This window comes from Streptomyces cadmiisoli (genome assembly GCF_003261055.1).
GTDB lineage: Bacteria > Actinomycetota > Actinomycetes > Streptomycetales > Streptomycetaceae > Streptomyces > Streptomyces cadmiisoli.
In genome coordinates, this window is the sequence record NZ_CP030073.1 from 3,916,324 (window position 1) to 3,934,905 (window position 18,582).

16 protein-coding genes and 1 pseudogene are annotated in these 18,582 nt (G+C 72.1%); 8 read left to right on the forward strand and 9 right to left on the reverse strand.

Annotation, left to right across the window (positions count from 1 at the left end; genetic code table 11):
* Positions 1-65 precede the first annotated feature (65 nt).
* The gene (locus tag DN051_RS16565; protein WP_053759470.1) at positions 66-971 is read right to left on the reverse strand and encodes a LysR family transcriptional regulator; all 906 of its coding nucleotides are present in this window, start codon (positions 969-971) and stop codon (positions 66-68) included.
* A gap of 79 nt (positions 972-1,050) precedes the next feature.
* Here DN051_RS16565 and DN051_RS16570 point away from each other — a divergent pair.
* The 3 genes and pseudogenes from DN051_RS16570 (at position 1,051) to DN051_RS16580 (ending at position 3,404) form a co-directional block, all read left to right on the forward strand.
* Positions 1,051-1,720, forward strand: a pseudogene (locus DN051_RS16570) (MOSC domain-containing protein).
* A gap of 105 nt (positions 1,721-1,825) precedes the next feature.
* On the forward strand, positions 1,826-2,599 hold the full coding sequence (locus DN051_RS16575) for an SDR family NAD(P)-dependent oxidoreductase (RefSeq protein ID WP_053759472.1): 774 nt from the start codon (positions 1,826-1,828) through the stop codon (positions 2,597-2,599).
* A 97-nt stretch (positions 2,600-2,696) separates the two neighbouring features.
* A complete protein-coding gene (locus tag DN051_RS16580) occupies positions 2,697-3,404 on the forward strand; it encodes an ester cyclase (protein WP_053759473.1) in 708 nt (235 codons plus the stop codon).
* A gap of 87 nt (positions 3,405-3,491) precedes the next feature.
* Here the strand turns inward: DN051_RS16580 and groL are convergent, their stop codons facing one another.
* The 4 genes from groL to DN051_RS16600 all read right to left on the reverse strand — a co-directional run bounded on the left by groL (position 3,492) and on the right by DN051_RS16600 (position 7,454).
* Positions 3,492-5,120 (reverse strand): chaperonin GroEL, encoded by a 1,629-nt coding sequence (groL, locus tag DN051_RS16585; protein WP_053759474.1) that lies wholly within the window; start codon positions 5,118-5,120, stop codon positions 3,492-3,494.
* 115 nt (positions 5,121-5,235) lie between these two features.
* Positions 5,236-5,544, reverse strand: a complete 309-nt coding sequence (gene groES, locus DN051_RS16590; protein ID WP_053759475.1) for a co-chaperone GroES — start codon at positions 5,542-5,544, stop codon at positions 5,236-5,238.
* A 219-nt stretch (positions 5,545-5,763) separates the two neighbouring features.
* The gene (locus tag DN051_RS16595; protein ID WP_053759529.1) at positions 5,764-6,537 is read right to left on the reverse strand and encodes a polysaccharide deacetylase family protein; all 774 of its coding nucleotides are present in this window, start codon (positions 6,535-6,537) and stop codon (positions 5,764-5,766) included.
* Positions 6,538-6,569: 32 nt separating this feature from the next.
* Complete coding sequence (locus tag DN051_RS16600; protein ID WP_246041042.1) at positions 6,570-7,454, reverse strand: polysaccharide deacetylase family protein; 885 nt, start codon at positions 7,452-7,454, stop codon at positions 6,570-6,572.
* Between the two features lie 135 nt (positions 7,455-7,589).
* On the opposite strand from DN051_RS16600, the gene DN051_RS16605 reads away from it, so the two are divergent.
* Positions 7,590-8,774: a class I SAM-dependent methyltransferase gene (locus DN051_RS16605; protein ID WP_246041044.1), complete on the forward strand. Its 1,185-nt coding sequence runs from the start codon at positions 7,590-7,592 to the stop codon at positions 8,772-8,774.
* A 20-nt stretch (positions 8,775-8,794) separates the two neighbouring features.
* Here DN051_RS16605 and DN051_RS16610 read toward each other — a convergent pair whose 3' ends face one another.
* From DN051_RS16610 to DN051_RS16625, 4 genes are all read right to left on the reverse strand, one after another.
* Entirely contained in the window at positions 8,795-10,093 is a 1,299-nt protein-coding gene (locus tag DN051_RS16610; RefSeq protein ID WP_053759477.1) for an RNA polymerase sigma factor, read from the reverse strand.
* Positions 10,094-10,141: 48 nt separating this feature from the next.
* Complete coding sequence (locus tag DN051_RS16615; RefSeq protein WP_053759478.1) at positions 10,142-10,498, reverse strand: YciI family protein; 357 nt, start codon at positions 10,496-10,498, stop codon at positions 10,142-10,144.
* A 212-nt stretch (positions 10,499-10,710) separates the two neighbouring features.
* Positions 10,711-11,766, reverse strand: coding sequence for an LCP family protein (locus tag DN051_RS16620; RefSeq protein ID WP_112438996.1), 1,056 nt, complete (start codon positions 11,764-11,766; stop codon positions 10,711-10,713).
* A gap of 179 nt (positions 11,767-11,945) precedes the next feature.
* The gene (locus DN051_RS16625) at positions 11,946-12,995 is read right to left on the reverse strand and encodes a LacI family DNA-binding transcriptional regulator (RefSeq protein ID WP_053759480.1); all 1,050 of its coding nucleotides are present in this window, start codon (positions 12,993-12,995) and stop codon (positions 11,946-11,948) included.
* Between the two features lie 109 nt (positions 12,996-13,104).
* Between DN051_RS16625 and DN051_RS16630 the strand changes: the two genes are divergently transcribed.
* Genes DN051_RS16630 through DN051_RS16645 form a run of 4 tightly spaced genes read left to right on the forward strand, consistent with a single transcriptional unit; the run spans position 13,105 to position 18,541 of the window.
* On the forward strand, positions 13,105-14,439 hold the full coding sequence (locus DN051_RS16630) for an ABC transporter substrate-binding protein (RefSeq protein ID WP_053759481.1): 1,335 nt from the start codon (positions 13,105-13,107) through the stop codon (positions 14,437-14,439).
* On the forward strand, positions 14,436-15,299 hold the full coding sequence (locus DN051_RS16635; protein ID WP_053759482.1) for a carbohydrate ABC transporter permease: 864 nt from the start codon (positions 14,436-14,438) through the stop codon (positions 15,297-15,299). The genes DN051_RS16630 and DN051_RS16635 overlap by 4 nt, the downstream gene beginning before the upstream one ends.
* A 4-nt stretch (positions 15,300-15,303) precedes the next feature.
* On the forward strand, positions 15,304-16,206 hold the full coding sequence (locus DN051_RS16640; protein WP_053759483.1) for a carbohydrate ABC transporter permease: 903 nt from the start codon (positions 15,304-15,306) through the stop codon (positions 16,204-16,206).
* Between the two features lie 25 nt (positions 16,207-16,231).
* Positions 16,232-18,541: a beta-xylosidase/alpha-l-arabinosidase gene (locus tag DN051_RS16645; protein WP_053759484.1), complete on the forward strand. Its 2,310-nt coding sequence runs from the start codon at positions 16,232-16,234 to the stop codon at positions 18,539-18,541.
* Positions 18,542-18,582: the final 41 nt, after the last annotated feature.

Here is an 18,582-nt window from a genome sequence, read left to right on the forward strand (position 1 = left end):
CCGTATCAGTCACCCGATGTATGGGGATGTATGCCGGCGTATACCGATGAATACACGGATGCGCCTCAGCGCGCCGCCGCCCGTGCCAGCTCGTCCAGCGTCGCGGCCACCGCCGGGACCTGAGCCAGGTCCGGCAGGGTGAGGGCGACGATCTCCCGGCGCACCGCCGGTTCCAGTGCCACCGCTCGCGCCCCCCGCGGCCGTACGGACTCGACGGCGAGCTGGGGCAGGACGGCCACGCCCAGCCCCGCGCCGACCAGGCCCACCACCGCCGGATAGTCGTCGGTGGCGAAGTCGATACGGGGGGTGAAGCCCGCCCCCGCGCACACCTGGACCAGCTGGCCGCGGCAGCGCGGGCAGCCCGCGATCCAGGGCTCGTCGGCGAGTTCACCGATGGCGACGGACTCCGCGCGCGCCAGCCGGTGCCCCTCCGGCACCAGACTGACCAGCCGGTCGGACAGCAGCGGCCGTATCACCAGGTCGTCCCACTCCTCCGCCTCGCCCGCGCCCGCGGCGCCCTCGTAGCGAAAGGCGAGCGCGATGTCGCAGTCGCCCTCGCGCAGCAGCTCGACGGACTTCGGCGGTTCGGCCTCCTCCAGGGAGACCCGGGTGCCGGGGTGCGCGGCGCGCAGCGCGGCCAGCGCGGTGGGGACGAGGGTGGAGCTGCCGCTGGGGAAGGAGACGAGCCGGACCCGTCCGGCCCGCAGTCCGGCGATGGCGGCGACCTCCTCCTCGGCGGCGGTGAGCCCGGCGAGGATGCCCGAGGCGTGCCGGACGAGTGCCTCGCCGGCCTGGGTGAGCCGCATCTCGCGACCGCTGCGGACCAGCAGCGGTGTGCCCACGGACCCTTCCAGGGCTTTCATCTGCTGGCTGACGGCGGGCTGCGTGCAGCCCAGCTCGCGCCCCGCGGCCGAGAAGGAACCGGTGGTGGCGACAGCGCGCAGGACGCGCAGATGACGTGCCTCGATCACCCTCAGAGCATAAGTGAAGCTTGGGCACGACGTCCGATAATGCGAAGAATCTTTGCCCTGGATGCCTTACCGTGCCGTCATGAGGCTTCTCTCTGTGAACCTGGGCCGTCCGAAGGCCGTTCCCCACACGGACCAGCCGCAGGGTCTGACCGGCATCGACAAACGTCCGGCCGAGGGGGCCGTACGGGTGACGGCACCCGGCCCCAAGGGGTTCGGGGCGAGCGGACTGGCCGGCGACGCGATCTGCCACACCCGCCACCACGGCGGCGACGACCAGGCCGTGTACGCCGTGGCGCGGGAGGATCTCGACGAGTTGGGAGCGCGAGCTGGGCCGGCCGCTGCCGAACGGCTCGTTCGGCGAGAACCTGACGACCGAGGGCCTCGACGTGTCCGGGGCGCGGATCGGCGAGCGCTGGGGCGTCGGACCGGACCTGGTGCTGGAGGTCACCTCGGGGCGCATCCCCTGTCTGACCTTCCAGGGCCATCTGGGTGAGAAGGGCTGGGTGCGGAGGTTCACCCGGCGCGGTGCGCCGGGGGCGTACTTCCGGGTCGTGGAGCCGGGTGAGATCCGGGCCGGCGACCCGGTGCGGATCGTGCACCGGCCGGACCACGACGTGACCGTCGCCCTGCAGTTCCGGGCGGTGACCACCGAGCGGGAGCTGCTGCCTCGGCTGCTCGCGGCGGGCGAGGCACTGCATCCGGAGGCGCTCGCGGCGGCGCACAAGTACGTGGCGCGGCAGACCTCCTGAGCAGACGTCACGGCCGGGCCGGCAGCCGCCGGGCGCCCGCCCCGGCCGCCCGCACCCGCCCGCCGCACACGGAATCTTCACGTCCAGGGTCACTACCCTTGGCCCATGACAACGGCTCTGATTACGGGATCGACAGCGGGGATCGGCGCCGCGTTCGCGCGACGGCTGGCGGCTGACGGGCACAACCTCGTCCTGGTCGCCCGGGACACCGACCGGCTCGGCGTGCAGGCCACCGAGCTGCACGACCGGCACGGCATCGAGGCGGAGGTGCTGGCCGCCGACCTGGCGACGGACGACGGCATCGAGACGGTCGCCGCCCGGCTGGGCGACCGCAAGAACCCCGTCGACCTGCTGATCAACAACGCCGGCTTCGGCAACAAGGGCCAGTTCCTCGACGTGCCCATGGCCGACGAGCTGAAGATGCTCAAGGTGCACTGCGAGGCGGTGCTGCGGCTGACGTCGGCGGCGACGGAGGCGATGCGGGCACGGGGACGCGGCGGTGTCGTGAACGTCGCCTCGGTGGCGGCCTTCGTGCCGCGCGGCACCTACGGCGCGTCCAAGGCGTGGGTCGTGCAGTTCACGCAGGGCGCGGCACGCGATCTGGCGGGCAGCGGGGTGCGGTTGATGGCGCTGTGCCCCGGGTTCGTGCGGACGGAGTTCCACGCGCGGGCCGGGATGGGGACGGACAGCATTCCGGGCTGGATGTGGCTCGACGCCGACAAGCTGGTGGCGGCGGCGCTCGCCGACCTGGCCCGCGGCAAGTCCGTGTCGGTCCCGGATCCGCGGTACAAGACGCTGATGGGTGTGGTGAAGGTCGTGCCGCGCGGGCTGCTCGGCGGGATCAGTTCGCGGACGGGCCGGAAGTACGGGCCGCGGTAGCGCGGTTGCGCCGGGCGCCCGGCGGGAGCGTCGCGCCGAGCCGCCGGTGGGAGAATGGAGCCGTTCACCGGGACCCAGGGGGCCGGGAGGCGGCGTCATGACATTCGTGCAGGTCATCGACTGCAAGACCAGTCGGTTCGACGAGATGAGCCGGCTGATGGACACATGGGTCGAGCAGACCAGGGGCAAGCGCGCGGCGGCGCACAACGTGATCGGCAAGGACCGGTCCGACGCGTCGCACTTCATCGAGATCCTGGAGTTCCCCTCGTACGAGGAGGCGATGCGGAACTCCAACCTGCCGGAGACCGACCGGGTCTTCCAGGAGATGGTCGCGCTGTGCGACGAGTTGCCGACCTTCACCGATCTGGTGGTGGTGCGTGACGACCAGCTGGAGACGTCCACCGTACGGCGCTACTTCGAGGTGATCGCCGCCGAGGGCGAGCTGCCGCCGCTGAACGATCTGATGGCGGAGCACTACCGCGATCACCAGCCGGGCGACGAGCAGGACATCCTCGGGATGGACCACGTCCGGCGCGAGCTGGAGATGTGGCGGGCGGCCTTCGACTTCGAGTTCAGCGTCGAGGACCTCATCGCACAGGACGACCGGGTGTGCGCGCGGTGGTTCTGGACGGGCACCCACAAGGGCGACTTCCTGGGGATCCCGGCCGATGGGCGGAAGGTCTCCATGACGGGGACCACCGTCTTCCGCTGCGGCGGGGACGGAAAGCTCGCCGAGGGCTGGTGGGAGTACGACCGGCTCGGGCTGATGGCGCAGCTGGGCGCGCTCGACGACCTGGAGCGGTAGGTACGGCGGCCCGGACACGCCGAGGGCCCGGCGCCCCCTCGCGGGAGGGGACGCCGGGCCCTGCTGCCGTACGGCTGCGCGATCGCGTCAGTGCGAGTGGCCGTGGCCGTGGCCGTGACCGGCGGCCTCCGGCTCCTCTTCCTTCTTCTCGACGACCAGGGTCTCGGTCGTCAGCAGCAGGGAGGCGATGGAGGCGGCGTTCTCCAGGGCGGAGCGGGTGACCTTGACCGGGTCGATGACGCCGGCCTTGATCAGGTCGCCGTACTCACCGGTGGCGGCGTTGTAGCCGCTGCCCTTCTCCAGCTCGGCGACCTTGGAGACGATGACGTAGCCCTCCAGGCCGGCGTTCTCCGCGATCCAGCGCAGCGGCTCGACGGCGGCGCGGCGGACGACGGCGACACCGGTGGCCTCGTCGCCCTCCTTGCCGAGGTTGTTCTCCAGCACCTTCACGGCGTGGACGAGCGCGGAGCCACCACCGGAGACGATGCCCTCCTCGACCGCGGCGCGGGTCGCGGAGATGGCGTCCTCCAGACGGTGCTTCTTCTCCTTCAGCTCCACCTCGGTGGCGGCGCCGACCTTGATCACGCACACGCCGCCGGCCAGCTTCGCGAGGCGCTCCTGGAGCTTCTCGCGGTCCCAGTCGGAGTCCGTGGCCTCGATCTCGGCCTTGATCTGGCCGATGCGGCCCTCGACGTCGGCCTTCTGGCCGGCACCGTCGACGATCGTGGTGTCGTCCTTGGTGACGGTGACACGGCGGGCGGAGCCCAGCACGTCGAGACCGACCTGGTCGAGCTTGAGGCCGACCTCCTCGGAGATGACCGTGGCGCCGGTGAGGACGGCCATGTCCTGGAGCATCGCCTTGCGGCGGTCGCCGAAGCCGGGGGCCTTGACGGCGGTCGCGTTGAAGGTGCCGCGGATCTTGTTCACGACGAGGGTGGAGAGGGCCTCGCCCTCGACGTCCTCGGCGATGATCAGCAGCGGCTTCGAGGCGTTGCTCTGGATGATCTTCTCCAGCAGGGGCAGCAGGTCCGCGATGGCGGAGACCTTGCCCTGGTGGATGAGGATGTACGGGTCGTCGAGGACGGCCTCCATACGCTCCTGGTCCGTCACGAAGTACGGCGACAGGTAGCCCTTGTCGAAGGCCATGCCCTCGGTGAAGTCCAGCTCCAGACCGAAGGTGTTGGACTCCTCGACGGTGATGACACCGTCCTTGCCGACCTTGTCCATCGCCTCGGCGATGAGCTCGCCGACCTGCTGGTCCTGGGCGGACAGCGCGGCGACGGCGGCGATGTCGGACTTCTCGTCGATCGGCCGCGCCGACGCGAGCAGGTCCTCGGAGACGGCGGCGACGGCCGCGTCGATGCCCTTCTTCAGGGCGGCCGGGGAGGCGCCCGCGGCGACGTTCTTCAGACCCTCGCGCACCAGCGCCTGGGCCAGGACGGTCGCGGTGGTCGTACCGTCACCCGCGATGTCGTTGGTCTTGGTCGCCACCTCCTTCACCAGCTGGGCGCCGAGGTTCTCGTACGGGTCCTCGACCTCGACCTCGCGGGCGATGGTGACACCGTCGTTGGTGATGGTGGGTGCGCCGAACTTCTTGTCGATGACGACGTTGCGGCCCTTGGGGCCGATCGTCACCTTGACCGTGTCGGCGAGCTTGTTGACGCCGCGCTCGAGGGCGCGACGGGCGTCCTCGTCGAACTTCAGGATCTTCGCCATGACAGCGTGAGCCCTCTCGGAAAACTAGGTGAAATTGACTGCGCCCCGGGCGCCCGGCTTCTTGTCGGTAGCGGGGGCCAGGGGCGCAGCTGGAAGCAAGGTGCTTCGGGGTGAATTACTTCTCGATGATCGCGAGCACGTCGCGAGCCGAGAGGACGAGGTACTCCTCGCCGTTGTACTTCACCTCGGTGCCGCCGTACTTGCTGTAGAGCACGACGTCGCCGACGGCGACGTCGAGCGGAAGGCGGTTGCCCTCCTCGAAGCGGCCCGGGCCCACGGCCAGGACGACGCCCTCCTGGGGCTTCTCCTTGGCGGTGTCCGGAATGACCAGGCCAGAGGCCGTGGTCTGCTCGGCGTCCAGCGGCTGGACCACGATGCGGTCCTCGAGCGGCTTGATGGCAACCTTGGAGCTGGCGGTCGTCACGATCCGACCTCCCCCTTCGGAGATCTCACGGGGTTAACTGTCTGAGGTGGCGACCAGGTCGATCCGTCGTCGCGGGTGCCGGACCTGCCCGTCGCGTAGTTGGCACTCTCATCTGCCGAGTGCCAGAGCCGAGACTATGACCGCGATTAGCACTCGGTCAAGCGGAGTGCCAATCGCCCGCGGCGTGGCGTCGGAATTCGCATGCCGTCGCGGCCGCACTCACAGGTAGTCCTCCAGGCGTCCGACCGTCAGACCCGCCTCCTGGATCCGGTTCAGCAGACGGGTCGTACGGGCCACCAGGGAGGGTGTCGGGGTCTCGGTCGCGGGGACGGAGACGATGTCGCCGGGGCGCAGCCGGTCCGCTCCGCCGGTGAAGGTGAGGCCGTAGGCGTCCATCGTGGCGCGCCACAGGACGACGGCGGAGATGCCGCAGTCGGCGGCGGCGCGCAGGGTGGTCGTGTCGTGGAGGCCGTAGGGCGGGCGGAAGAGGCGGGGGCGGACGCCGAAGCGGGAGCCGAGCTTGGTCTGCTGGCCGCAGATCTCGGCGCGCTGGCCGGCGAGGGGCAGTCCCCGCAGGGCGGCGTGGTCGAGGGTGTGGTTCTGGATGCTCGCGCCGACCGAGCGCAGCCGGGAGAAGTGGCCGTAGCCCGGGCCGACGACGCTGTCCGTGAGGAACATGCTGACCGGCAGCCGCAGTTCGCGGACCATGTCGACGAAGCGCGGGTCGCGCTCCGCGCCGTCGTCGTAGGTGAGGAAGACGACCTTGTCGCCGGTGCGGACGCGGTCGACGACGGGGGGCAGGCCCGCGCTCCGGGCGGGCGGCGAGTGGGACGGCGGACGCGGGGGCGGCGACAGCGGGGAGGTCAGGCCCCAGCGGCGGTGGGCGGGGGCCTCGGCCGGCGATCCGGGGGCTGCCACCCGGTCCGGGGCCTCCCTGCCCGACCGCTCGGCGGGGGTGACGGTCAGGGCGCAGCCGGTCAGCGCGATCAGCATCAGTGCCGGGCCGGCCAGCCGTCTGCGCCCCGTCACAGGTAGTCCTCCAGCCGGGCCACCGCGTACCCCTGGGCGGTGACCTTGTCGAGGAACCGGCGGATCATGTCCGGCATGGTGCCCTGCCAGTCCTCCGGGCCGCGGAAATGGCTGAGGACGATGTCACCGGGGTGCAGGTCCTGGTCCCACTCGCGGTACTCCCAGTGGTCGACGAACACCTCCTCGCTCCACAGCGGGACGTACTTGACGCCGCACTCCTTGGCGGCGTGCAGGGTGTCCTGGTCGTAGTTGCCGAACGGCGGCCGGAACAGGGCCGGGCGCTTGCCGTAGCGCTTCTCGATGACGTCCTGCATGCCGCAGATCTCGGTGCGCTGGTCCTCGTAGGACAGGGCGGGCAGGTACGGGTGGGTCAGGGTGTGGTTGTTCAGGGCCACGCCGTGGTCCCGCATCCGCTTGAAGTAGCCGTAGTCCTCGTTGACCAGGTAGTCGCTGAGGAAGGCCGAGTACGGGATCCTCAGCTCCTTCATCATCCGCAGGAACGCCGGGTCCTTCTCGGCGCCGTCGTCGATGGTGAGGAAGACGATCCGGTGTTCGGTCGGGACGGTGGTGAAGACCGGCGGGAGGCCCTGCTCGGCGTGCCCGTCGACCTCGAAGCCCTCCCGGGTCACGATGTCCGGCTTCCGCACGGGCGGTGGCGGTGGCCGCAGCGGGACACTCTTCAGGCCCCACTCCTTGGCGGCGGCGGCACGGGCGGCCAAGTCGGCGCTGAGCCGGCCCGCGTAGCGGTCCAGGGCGCGCGCCGGGGGCGCCTTCAGGGGTGCCTGCTGGCCCGGGGCGGGCCGGACCTCCGGGCCGTCCTGCACACAGCCGGAGACGATGGCGGCACCGGCCAGTACGGCGAGCGCGGCCCTGACCGCCATGTGCCGACGTGACCGAGATTTGTCAGTTTGTCGTACTACTCGCATGGCGCCGGATCCTCCCAGCACCGGCATCCGATCGGCGGCCGACACCTCCTAAGGAGGCGCACCATCCACCGACTGGCCGACAATGTCCCGGTGAACGACCTCCTCGCCCCCCTGCTCACCGCCGAGGGCCGGGCCCTCCTCGACGAGGTGCGCGGCACGGACCCCGCCCGGGAACTCGCCGTCGCCACCCGGCTGCGGCGCGAACACCCGGCCGAACTGGTGTCGGCGGCACTCGGACAGGCACGGCTGCGGCAGCGGGCGGTCGCGAAGTTCGGGGCGGAGGACGCGCAGCGGATGTTCTTCACGCCCAACGGCGTGGAGCAGTCGACGCGGGCGAGCGTGGCGGCGTACCGCGCGCGCAGGTTCCGCGAGCTGGGCGTGACGTCCGTGGCCGACCTGTGCTGCGGCATCGGGGGTGACGCCGTCGCGCTCGCCCGGGCGGGCATCCGGGTCCTCGCCGTGGACCGCGACCCGCTGACCGCGGCGGTGGCCCGCGCGAACGCCGAGGCGCTGGGGCTCGACGCGCTGATCGAGGTGCGCGAGGCGGACGTCACCGAGGTGGACGTGTCGGCGTACGACGCGGTCTTCGTGGATCCGGCGCGGCGCGGCGGGCGCGGCAGGATCTTCGATCCCGAGGCCTACTCACCGCCGCTGTCGTGGGCCGTGCGGACGGCCCTGCGGGCCCCGCACGCCGCCCTGAAGGTCGCGCCGGGCATTCCGCACGAGGCCGTGCCCGAGGCGGCCGAGGCCGAGTGGATCTCGGACGGCGGGGACGTGAAGGAGGCGGTGCTCTGGTTCGGCACCGAGCCCGGGCTGGTCCGGGCCACCCTGCTGCCGGGGCCGCGCACCCTGCGCTCCCGCGGACTGCCCGACCCGGCGGTGCGTCCCGTCGGACGCTTCCTGTACGAGCCCGACGGCGCCGTCATCCGCGCCCATCTGGTCGCCGAGGCGGCCGACGAGCTGGACGGCGGACTGGTCGACGAGACCATCGCCTACGTCACGGCGGACGAGCTGCGCCCCACCCCGTACGCGACCGCCTACGAGATCACCGATCGGCTTCCCTTCAACGTCAAGAAGCTGAAGGCGCTGCTGCGGGAGCGGGAGGTGGGGATCCTGACCGTGAAGAAGCGGGGCTCGGCGGTGGAGCCGGAGGAACTGCGCAAGAAGGTCAAGCCGCAGGGGCCGCACGCCGCGACCGTGTTCCTGACCCGGGTCGCGGGCGCGCCCACCATGCTGATCGGCCGGCCGGCCGAGACCCCTCAGGAGCCCTCGTAGGGCCGGGCGGGCCGTTCGGATCACGTGCCGGGCGGGTCTTCGGCGCACGCCCGTGCCCGGTCCGCCAGCATCCTGCGCTCCGGCTCGTTGCGGGCCAGCGAGGCCGCCCGTTCGAACTCCGCCCGCGCCTCCGCCGTACGGCCGAGGCGGGCCAGCAGATCGCCGCGCACGCTCGGCAGCAGGTGGTAGTCGCGCAGGGCGGGTTCGGCGGCCAGCGCGTCGACGATGTCCAGCGCCGGCTGCGGGCCGTCGGCCATCGACACGGCGACCGCGCGGTTGAGCTCGACGACCGGGGAGGGCGCGCGGGCGGCGAGCAGCGCGTACAGCGTGGCGATACGCGGCCAGTCGGTCTCCTCCCAGGTGTGCGCGTACGTGTGGCAGGCGGCGATCGCGGCCTGGAGGGCGTACGGGCCCGGCGCTCCGCCGGCGGTGGCGTCGGCCCGGCCCAGTGCGGTGATGCCGCGGGCCACGAGCATGCGGTTCCAGCGGCTGCGGTTCTGGTCCTTCAGCAGCACGGGTTCGCCCTTCGGGCCGATGCGCGCGGCCGCGCGGGACGCCTGGAACTCCAGCAGCGCGGTCAGGCCGTGCACCTCGGACTCCTCGGGCATCAGACCCGAGAGCACCCGGGCCAGGCGCTGGGCGTCCTCGCAGAGCCCGGGGCGCAGCAGGTCGTCGCCGCCCGTGGCGGAGTAGCCCTCGTTGAAGATCAGGTAGATGACGTCGAGCACGGAACCCAGGCGCGCCGCGCGGTCGGGGCCGCCGGGGACTTCGAAGGGGACGTTCTTCGCGGCCAGGGTGCGCTTGGCGCGCACGATGCGCTGTGCCACGGTCGCCTCCGGCACCAGGAAGGCGCGGGCGATCTCGGTCGTCGTCAGCCCGCCGAGCAGCCGCAGGGTGAGGGCGACACGGGCCTCGGCGGACAGCACCGGGTGGCAGGCCGTGAAGACCAGCCTCAGCAGGTCGTCGTCGATGTCGTCGGGGTCGGCGGGCTCCGCCGGGGGAACGGCGGTCTCCAGGCTCCGCCCGATCTCCGCCAGCTTGCGCGCGTAGGCCTCGCGGCGGCGGATCAGGTCGACCGCGCGGTGGCGCGCGGTCGTCATGAGCCAGGCCCCGGGGTTGTCCGGCACCCCGTCCCGCGGCCACTGCTCCAGGGCGGCGACCAGCGCGTCCTGGGCGAGTTCCTCGGCGATACCGATGTCGCGGACGGTGCGCGTCAGGGCGGCGATGATGCGCGGGGACTCGATCCGGAAGACGGTCTCCACGGTGTGGCGGGCGGTTTCCGCGGGGCCGCGCGGGCCCGCGGCGGGCTGCTGGTGCACAGCCCACCATCGAACACCCCGGACGGCCCCGCGCCAAGGACCGTCCGGTCAGCCCTCCTCGATCTCCCGCACCTCACACGTCACGGTCCACTCCTCGCCGTGCACCTTCAGGAACCGCGTGGCCCACTCCACGGCCTCGGCCATGTCCTTGCACTGCGTGATGGAGTAGCCGCCGACGACCTCCTTGGTCTCGGTGAACGGCCCGTCCGTGACGGTGATCCGCCCGCCCTCCCAGCGCACGCGGGTGCCCTGCGCGGACGGCAGCAGCCCGGCGGTGTCGAGCATCACCCCGGCCTTGGTGATCTCCTCCAGCAGCTCCCCCATCCGCTGCATCATCTCGGGGCCCGCGTCCCCGGTGGGCGCGGTGCCCTCTTCGATCTGCACGAGCGACAGGTAACGGGGCATGGTGACTCCTCGGTCTCGGCCCGGACGGGGTCTCCTGCCCCGTCTCTCACCCCTGCGTCGAACGGGAGACGCCCGGATCGACACCGCGCCGGAACTTTTTTCCGAGCACGTCCCCGTCCGACGCGATCACCGCCGTGTCCCGGCACCACCGCCGTGCCCTGCCACCACCGCCGTGCCCCGACACGCCCGCCCCGCGGCGGGCGGTACGGCTGTCACCGCAGCGACTCCCACAGCTCGCTCGCGTCCGGCTCCCGCGCCACCACCCGGTTGCGGTCCGAGGGCGCCGGCACCACCGGCATCGTCACCGTGCGGGTGCCGGCCGAGGACAGTTCGCGCAGGCTCCGGCCGAGGTCCACCAGCTCGGTGAGGGAGTCGAGTCCGGTGTCGGTGGTCAGACTGCCGGTGACCGCGTCGGCCACCTCGTAGAGCCGGGTGGGGTCCGAGAACAGGTCTCTCGACGAGATCTGCTCCAGCAGCGCCTTCACCAGCTGCTGCTGGAGGCCGATGCGGCCCAGGTCGCTGCCGTCGCCGATGCCGTACCGGGTGCGGGCCAGGCCGAGGGCCTGCTCGCCGTCCAGGTGGTGCGTGCCGGCCGGCAGCGTCAGATGGCTGTCCTCGTCGTCGATGTCCTCCTCGGTGGTGACGGTGACGCCGCCGAGCGCGTCCACGAGCCGCGCGAAGCCGGAGAAGTCGATCTCGATGTAGTGGTCCATGCGGACGTCGGTCAGCGACTCGACGGTCTTCACCGCGCACACCGGACCGCCCACCGAGTAGGCGCTGTTGAACATCACGCCGTACGCCTCGGCCGTCTCGCCCCCGGACTCCGTCGGACAGGACGGCCGGGTGACCAGGGTGTCGCGCGGAATGCTGACCACCGTGGCCTCGTCGCGCCCGGAGTCCAGGTGCACCACCATCGCGGTGTCGGACCGGGCCCCCTCGCTGTCCCCGCCGCCGAGCGCCCGGTTCTCGGCGCCGCCGCGCGAGTCGGAGCCCAGCACCAGGATGTTCAGCGCCTCGGTGGGCGGCTCCGGGGTGGACGCGGACACCGAGGGGACCGGTTTCGGCGGACGGTCGTCGCCGAGCGCGCCGTTGATGTCGACGCTCTTGATGTTGTCGTTCAGATGCCAGTAGGCCCAGCCCCCCGCGGCGGCCCCCACCACCAGGACACCCGCCAGTGCGAAGCCGGCCACCCGCCAGGCGCGGGGCCGCCGGCCCGCGCGTCTGCCCTCGTCCCCGTTCTCGTCAAGTCCCGTCACAGGGAGGAACATAAGTCCGATTAATTACGAGCAGGGACGTCAGACCGTCTTTTCTTGGGGAAATCTCATATTCCTCCTGGCGTGCGCGGCCCAGGGGCACCACCGGCCACGGACTGCTCACGCTCCCCTGCGCGCCGAGCTGCGCCCGGCCGTCTTCGAAAGTTTCGAAGACCGCTCTCCGGCCGGTGGCCTCACCCGGCGGGCGGCGCCGTGCTGCTGCGCACGACCATGCTGGTCGCCAGCTCCACCCGGGTGGCGGCCGCAGCCCCCTCCCCGCGCCCCAGCTCCAGCACCAGCCGGGCCGCCGCCTCCGCCATCTCCGTCAGCGGCTGCCGCACGGTCGTCAGCGGCGGCCCCACCCAGCGCGCCACCGGCAGATCGTCGAACCCGACCACGCTCAGGTCCTCCGGCACGCGCAGCCCCAGCTCGCGCGCGGCCTCGTACAGCCCGAGCGCCTGGAGGTCGTTCCCGGCGAAGACGGCGGTCGGGCGGTCCGGGCGGCGCAGCAGCTCCAGGCCCAGCCGGTGGCCGGCCTCGTGGTGGAAGTCGCCGGCCGCGATCAGCGTGGGGTCGACCGGCAGCCCGGCGGTCTCCAGCGCCGCCCGGTAGCCGTCCACCCGGGCCCGGCTGCACATCATCCGCGACGGCCCGGTGATCGCGCCGATCCGCCGGTGGCCCAGTTCGACCAGGTGCCGGGTGGCGGCCAGCCCGCCCTGCCAGTTGGTGGCGCCGATCGACGGCACGTCGGCGCCGGGGTCGCCGGCCGGGTCCATCACCACGAACGGGATGGAGCGGCTGGTCAGCAGCGCGCGCTGGGACTCGTCCAGCTCGGACAGCACGAGGATCACCCCGTGCGGCCGGCGGGCGGCGACCTGGTCGGCCCAGGTGCGCCCGGGTGTGAGCCGCCCCGCGCTCTCGGAGAGCACCACGCTCAGCCCGGCGTCCCGGGCCACGTTCTCCACGCCCCGGATGACCTCCATCGCCCAGGCGCTCTCCAACTCGTGGAAGACCAGGTCGATCAGAGGTGAGCGGGACGCCTCGGCCCGGCGGCGCCGGTAGCCGTGGGTACGCAGCAGTTCCTCGACGCGGTTGCGGGTGCCGGGCGCCACGTCGGCCCTGCCGTTGAGGACCTTCGAAACAGTCGGCGCGGAGACGCCGGCCTCTCGGGCGATCTCGGCAAGTGTCGCGGTCTGCGCGGACCGTCCTGTCGTCGGGGTTTCTGCCCGTTCCGGGGGAGTCATGCCGGCGATCGTATCCCTGCGCGACCTCTTGACGGTCCCCCTCCACCGCCATAAGTTCCCGGAACATTCGAGCTGATGCACGAAACATTCGCGAGAGGTGCGTGCTGTCATGGGGTCCACCACGTCGTCCGAGGGCGGGCGAACGTTCAGCAGGCGCTGGGTGCTCGGCGCCGGCGCCACCACGCTGCTCACCACGGGAGTCACCGCCTGCGGCTCGGGCGGCGGCTCCGGCAGCGGCGGCGACACCCTCACCGCCCTGGTCTACGGCGACGACGCCGTGAAGGTGCAGGAGAAGGCCGTCGCCCGCTTCAACGGCTCGGCCGCGGCGAAGTCCGCGAAGGGCACCGTGAAGCTCCAGAAGGTCCCCGGCACGGAGTACCCGGCCAAGCTGCGTACGGCGATGGGCTCGCCCAACGCCCCCGACGTCCTGTTCAACTGGGGAGGCGGCTCGATCAAGGCCTACCGGGAGGCCGACCAGCTCGTCGACCTGACCGACACCATCAAGGGCGACCCGGTCCTCAAGGACGGCTTCCTGCCCTCGGTGCTGGCGGCCGGCGGCCTCGACGGCCGCAACTACGGCATACCGATGCGCGGCATGCAGCCGGTGATCCTCTTCTACAACAAGTCCGTCTTCACCGAGCACAAGCTGCAGCCGCCCACCACCTGGGACCAGTTGCTGGACATCAACGCCAAGCTCAAGAAGGCCGGCATCACCCCCTTCGCGCTCGGCGGGTCCGACATCTGGCCCGAACTGATGTGGCTGGAGTACCTGGTGGACCGCATCGGCGGCCCCGAGGTCTTCGAGCGCATCAAGAACGGTGACGCCTCGGGCTGGGGCGACCCCGCCGTCCTGAAGGCCGCGCAGTACGTCCGGGACCTCATCGACGACGGCGCCTTCGGCAAGGGCTTCAGCTCCGTGTCGTACGTCAACGGCGGCGCGCCCGCGGTCTTCGCGCAGGGCAAGGCGGCGATGCACCTGATGGGCTCGTGGGAGTACTCCACGCAGCTCGGCAAGTTCCCGGAGTTCGCGAAGAACAACCTGGGCTGGGCGGCCTTCCCCGAGATCGAGGGCGGCTCCGGGGACGTGCGCAACGTGGTCGGCAACCCCACCAACTACTGGTCCGTCAACGCCCGCACCCGCAACAAGGACGCCGCGATCGCCTTCCTCAAGGACTGCGCGTCGGAGGCGTACGCCAAGGACCTGGTCGCCAACGGGGACATCCCCACGACGTCCAACGCGGCCGGGCTGCTGGACGCGGCGCCCAACCCCGAGTTCGCCCGGTTCCAGTACGAGATGGTCGAGCAGGCGCCCGCCTTCACGCTCAGCTGGGACCAGGCGGTGGACCCGAGCGTCCAGACACCGATGCTGACGGAGATCAACAAGCTGTTCGTGGGCCAGTCGACGCCGAGCCGGTTCGTGTCGGCGCTCCAGGGACTGCGGTGACCGCGAGCAGCACCCGGGCCGGACGTCCGCACGCCGCCTGGGCCCTTCCGGGGGTCCTGTTCTTCAGCGTCTTCGCGGTGGCGCCGATGGTGCTGGCGTTCTACCTCTCCTTCACCGAGTGGAACGGCCTCGGCGACCCGAGGCCGGTCGGCCTGGCCAACTGGCAGCGCCTCCTGGACGACCCGCGTCTGACCCAGTCCCTGTGGCTGACGGCCCTGCTGACGGTGACCAGCTGGGCCTTCCAGACGGTCGTGTCGCTGCTGCTCGGGGTGTGGGCGGCGGGCCGGCAGCGGAACCGGGCCGTGCTGTCCGCGATCTTCTTCGTGCCGTTCCTGCTCTCCTCGACGGCGATCGCGCTGCTGTTCTTCGCGCTGCTCGACCCGAACTTCGGCATCATCCAGCAGGACACCCTCGGGTCCTCCAGCGGCGCGTTCCTCGCGATCGTGTTCGTCGGCGGCTGGCAGTTCATCCCGTTCCACACGCTGCTCTACCAGGGCGGCGCCCGCCAGATCCCGGAGGTCCTGCACCAGGCGGCGGCGATCGACGGCGCGGGCCGCTACCGCCGGTTCTTCTCCATCACGCTCCCCCAGCTGCGCAACACCATGGCGACGTCCGGGGTCCTGATGGTCGTCGGCTCCCTGACGTACTTCGAGACGGTGCTGATCCTCACCCAGGGCGGCCCCGGCACCGACACCGCGATCCTGCCGTACCTGATGTACGAGGCGGGCTTCAAGAGCTACGACTTCGGCTATGCGAGCGCCGTCGCCTCGTTCCTGGTCGCGACGGCGACGGGGCTGTCCCTGCTCCTGGTGCGGATGACCGGTTTCGGCGCCATGCGCAGCACCCGGGAAGGGATGTGACGGAATGTCGCACGACACGCTCCCCCGCCCGGTGAAGACGGACGGCCCGTCCGCGCCGCGGTCGGCGGCCCGTCGTCCCCGACGGCACTGGACCCGGCGCGCCAACCCCCTCGCCGGTCTCGGTTCGCTGCTCTGGCTCGTCGTCGTGATCGTCCCGATCTACGCGATGGTCTCGGCGTCCCTGACCCGCCAGGACGAGGCGCTGGGCCGCAACGCGCTCCAGCCGCCCGCGCATCCGACCCTGGACAACTACAACACCGTCCTGAACAGCGGCTTCGGCCACTTCCTGAGCAACACGGCGATCGTCGCGGCGGCCGTCGTGGGCATCGTCCTGGTGCTGTGCGTACCGCTCGCCTACGTCGCCGTACGCACCCGGAACCGCTGGTCGGGCGCCGCCTTCCGGCTCTTCCTGCTGGGCGTGGCGATCCCGGCCCAGGCGGTCGTGGTCCCGCTGTACCTGATGATCGCCAAGCTGAACCTCTACGACAGCCTCCTCGCGGTCGTGCTGCCGACCGCGGCGTTCGCGATGCCGGTGGCGGTGCTGGTCCTGACCGGCACGCTGCGGGACATCTCGGAGGACCTGTACGAGGCGATGGCACTGGACGGCGCCTCACCGCTGCGGATGCTGTTCCAGCTGACCGTCCCGCTCGCCAAGGGCGGCATCGGCACGGTCGTCATCTACTCCGCGCTCCAGGCCTGGAACGGCTTCCTCTTCCCGCTGATCTTCACCCAGTCCGACGGTCCGCGCGTCCTGACGCTCGGCCTGTTCAACTACGTCAGCCAGTTCGGCGTGAACATCCCGGCCCTGCTCGCCTCGGTCGTCCTCTCCGGCATCCCGATCTTCGCCGTCTACCTGGTGGCCCGCCGCGCGCTGGTGGGCGGCCTGATGGGAGTGGGCGGCAAGTGAACGCATCCCTGTCGACAGGAGTTTCATGACCACCGCCCCTTGGCGTGACCCCGCCCTGTCCGCCGCCGACCGCGTGGCCGATCTCCTCTCCCGCATGACCCTGCGCGAGAAGATCGCCCAGCTGTACGGCGTGTGGGTGGGCGCCGACACGGACGGCGCCGGGGTCGCCCCCCACCAGCACGAGATGGGCGACACCGTCGACTTCGACGAGTTGATCCGGCAGGGCCTCGGCCAGCTCACCCGCCCCTTCGGCACGGCCCCCGTCGATCCGGCGGCCGGCGCCCGCTCCCTGGCCCGCGCCCAGCGCCGGATCGTCGACGCCGGCCGCTTCGGGATCCCGGCGATCGCCCACGAGGAGTGCCTGGCCGGCTTCACGGCCTGGCGCGCCACGGCGTACCCCGTCCCGCTCGCCTGGGGTGCGACCTTCGACCCGGAGCTGGTCGAGGAGATGGCCGGGCGGATCGGCGCCGACCTGCGCTCGGTCGGCGTGCACCAGGGGCTCGCCCCGGTCCTGGACGTCGTACGGGATCCGCGCTGGGGCCGGGTGGAGGAGACGATCGGCGAGGACCCGTACCTGGTCGGCACCATCGGTGCGGCCTATGTGCGGGGGCTGGAGTCGGCCGGGATCGTCGCCACGCTCAAGCACTTCGCCGGATACGCGTCCTCGGCTGGCGCCCGCAATCTGGCCCCGGTGCGGGCGGGCGTACGGGAGTTCGCGGACGTCACCCTGCCCCCGTTCGAGCTGGCGCTGCGCGAGGGCGGCGCGCGCTCGGTGATGGCGGCGTACAACGAGACGGACGGGGTGCCCGCGTCGGCCGACCCGGTGCTGCTGACCGAACTCCTGCGGGACGAGTGGCAGTTCACCGGGACCGTCGTCTCGGACTACTTCGGTGTGGGCTTCCTCCAGACCCTGCACCGCGTCGCCGGCACCCCGGCCGAGGCCGCGCACCGCGCGCTGGCCGCCGGCGTCGACGTGGAGCTGCCGACGCTGAAATGCTTCGCGGAGCCGCTGGTGGCGGCGGTGCGCGCCGGTGAGGTCCCGGAGGAACTGGTGGACCGCGCGGCCCGTCGCGTCCTGCTCCAGAAGTGCGAGCTGGGTCTGCTGGACGAGGACTGGCGGCCGGAGCCGGCCGAGACGATCGACCTGGACTCGGCGGGCAACCGCGCGCTCGCCCGCCGTATCGCCGAGCGGTCGGTGGTCCTGCTCGACAACCCGGACGGCGTGCTGCCGCTCGGTCCGGACACCCGGATCGCCGTGGTCGGCCCGAGGGCCGCGGACGCGCTGGCGATGCTGGGCTGCTACTCGTTCCCCTCCCACGTCCTGCCGAACCATCCCGGCACCCCGGCCGGCATCGAGATCCCCACCGTCCTGGACGCCCTGCGCCAGGAACTCCCGGACGCCAAGGTGACGTTCGCCGAGGGCTGTCCGGTCGACGGCCCGGACACGTCCGGCTTCGAGGAGGCGGTGGCGCGGGCGGCGGAGTCCGATGTGTGCGTGGCCGTCCTGGGCGACCGCGCGGGCCTGTTCGGCCGCGGCACCTCGGGCGAGGGCTGCGACGCCGCCGACCTGCGGCTGCCCGGGGTGCAGGGCGACCTGCTGGACGCCTTGGTCGCCACCGGTGTCCCGGTGGTGCTGGTGCTGCTCACCGGCCGGCCCTACGCCCTGGGCCGCTGGCACGGCCGGCTCGCCGCCGCCGTGCAGGCGTTCTTCCCCGGCGAGGAGGGCGGCCCGGCGGTCGCCGGTGTGCTGTCCGGCCGGGTGAACCCCTCGGGCCGGCTCCCGGTGAGCGTGCCGCACCTGCCCGGCGGCCAGCCGTGGACCTACCTCCAGCCCCCGCTGGGCCTGGCGGGCGAGGTCAGCAACCTCGACCCGACCCCGCTCCACCCCTTCGGACACGGCCGCTCCTACACGGCCTTCGCCTGGACGGACTTCACCGACGGCTCGCCGGGGGAGATCGGCACGGACGGCACGCACGACGTGGCGGTGACCGTCCGCAACACCGGCGACCGCGACGGCGCGGAGGTCGTCCAGCTGTATCTGCACGACCCGGTCGCCTCGGTGACCCGGCCGGACGTCCGTCTGGTCGGCTACCGGCGCGTGGAGCTGCCGCCGGGCGGGGCGGCCCGGGTCACGTTCCGCTTCCACACCGACCTGTCAGCCTTCGCCGACCGGTCCGGCCGCCGCGTGGTCGAACCGGGCGCCCTGGAACTGCGGTTGGCGGCGTCCAGCACGGATGTGCGGCACTCGACACGACTGACCCTGACGGGGCCGGTGCGCACGCTGGGCCGCGACCGGCACCTGCGCTGCGGAACGGAGGTGTCGGAGGTGGTGTGACCACCGGCGGGTGGCGCCGCGACGGGAAGGACCGGCAGCCC

Bases quoted from the DNA above. Each gene is read 5' to 3' on its own strand.
- DN051_RS16580 (WP_053759473.1), top strand. From the start codon at position 2,697: ATGACATTCGTGCAGGTCATCGACTGCAAGACCAGTCGGTTCGACGAG.
- DN051_RS16630 (WP_053759481.1), top strand. From the start codon at position 13,105: ATGGGGTCCACCACGTCGTCCGAGGGCGGGCGAACGTTCAGCAGGCGC.
- groL (WP_053759474.1), bottom strand. From the start codon at position 5,120: ATGGCGAAGATCCTGAAGTTCGACGAGGACGCCCGTCGCGCCCTCGAG.
- DN051_RS16640 (WP_053759483.1), top strand. From the start codon at position 15,304: ATGTCGCACGACACGCTCCCCCGCCCGGTGAAGACGGACGGCCCGTCC.
- DN051_RS16600 (WP_246041042.1), bottom strand. From the start codon at position 7,454: ATGGCGGTCAGGGCCGCGCTCGCCGTACTGGCCGGTGCCGCCATCGTC.
- DN051_RS16645 (WP_053759484.1), top strand. From the start codon at position 16,232: ATGACCACCGCCCCTTGGCGTGACCCCGCCCTGTCCGCCGCCGACCGC.
- DN051_RS16575 (WP_053759472.1), top strand. From the start codon at position 1,826: ATGACAACGGCTCTGATTACGGGATCGACAGCGGGGATCGGCGCCGCG.
- DN051_RS16620 (WP_112438996.1), bottom strand. From the start codon at position 11,766: ATGTTCCTCCCTGTGACGGGACTTGACGAGAACGGGGACGAGGGCAGA.
- DN051_RS16625 (WP_053759480.1), bottom strand. From the start codon at position 12,995: ATGACTCCCCCGGAACGGGCAGAAACCCCGACGACAGGACGGTCCGCG.
- DN051_RS16595 (WP_053759529.1), bottom strand. From the start codon at position 6,537: ATGCTGATCGCGCTGACCGGCTGCGCCCTGACCGTCACCCCCGCCGAG.
- DN051_RS16615 (WP_053759478.1), bottom strand. From the start codon at position 10,498: ATGCCCCGTTACCTGTCGCTCGTGCAGATCGAAGAGGGCACCGCGCCC.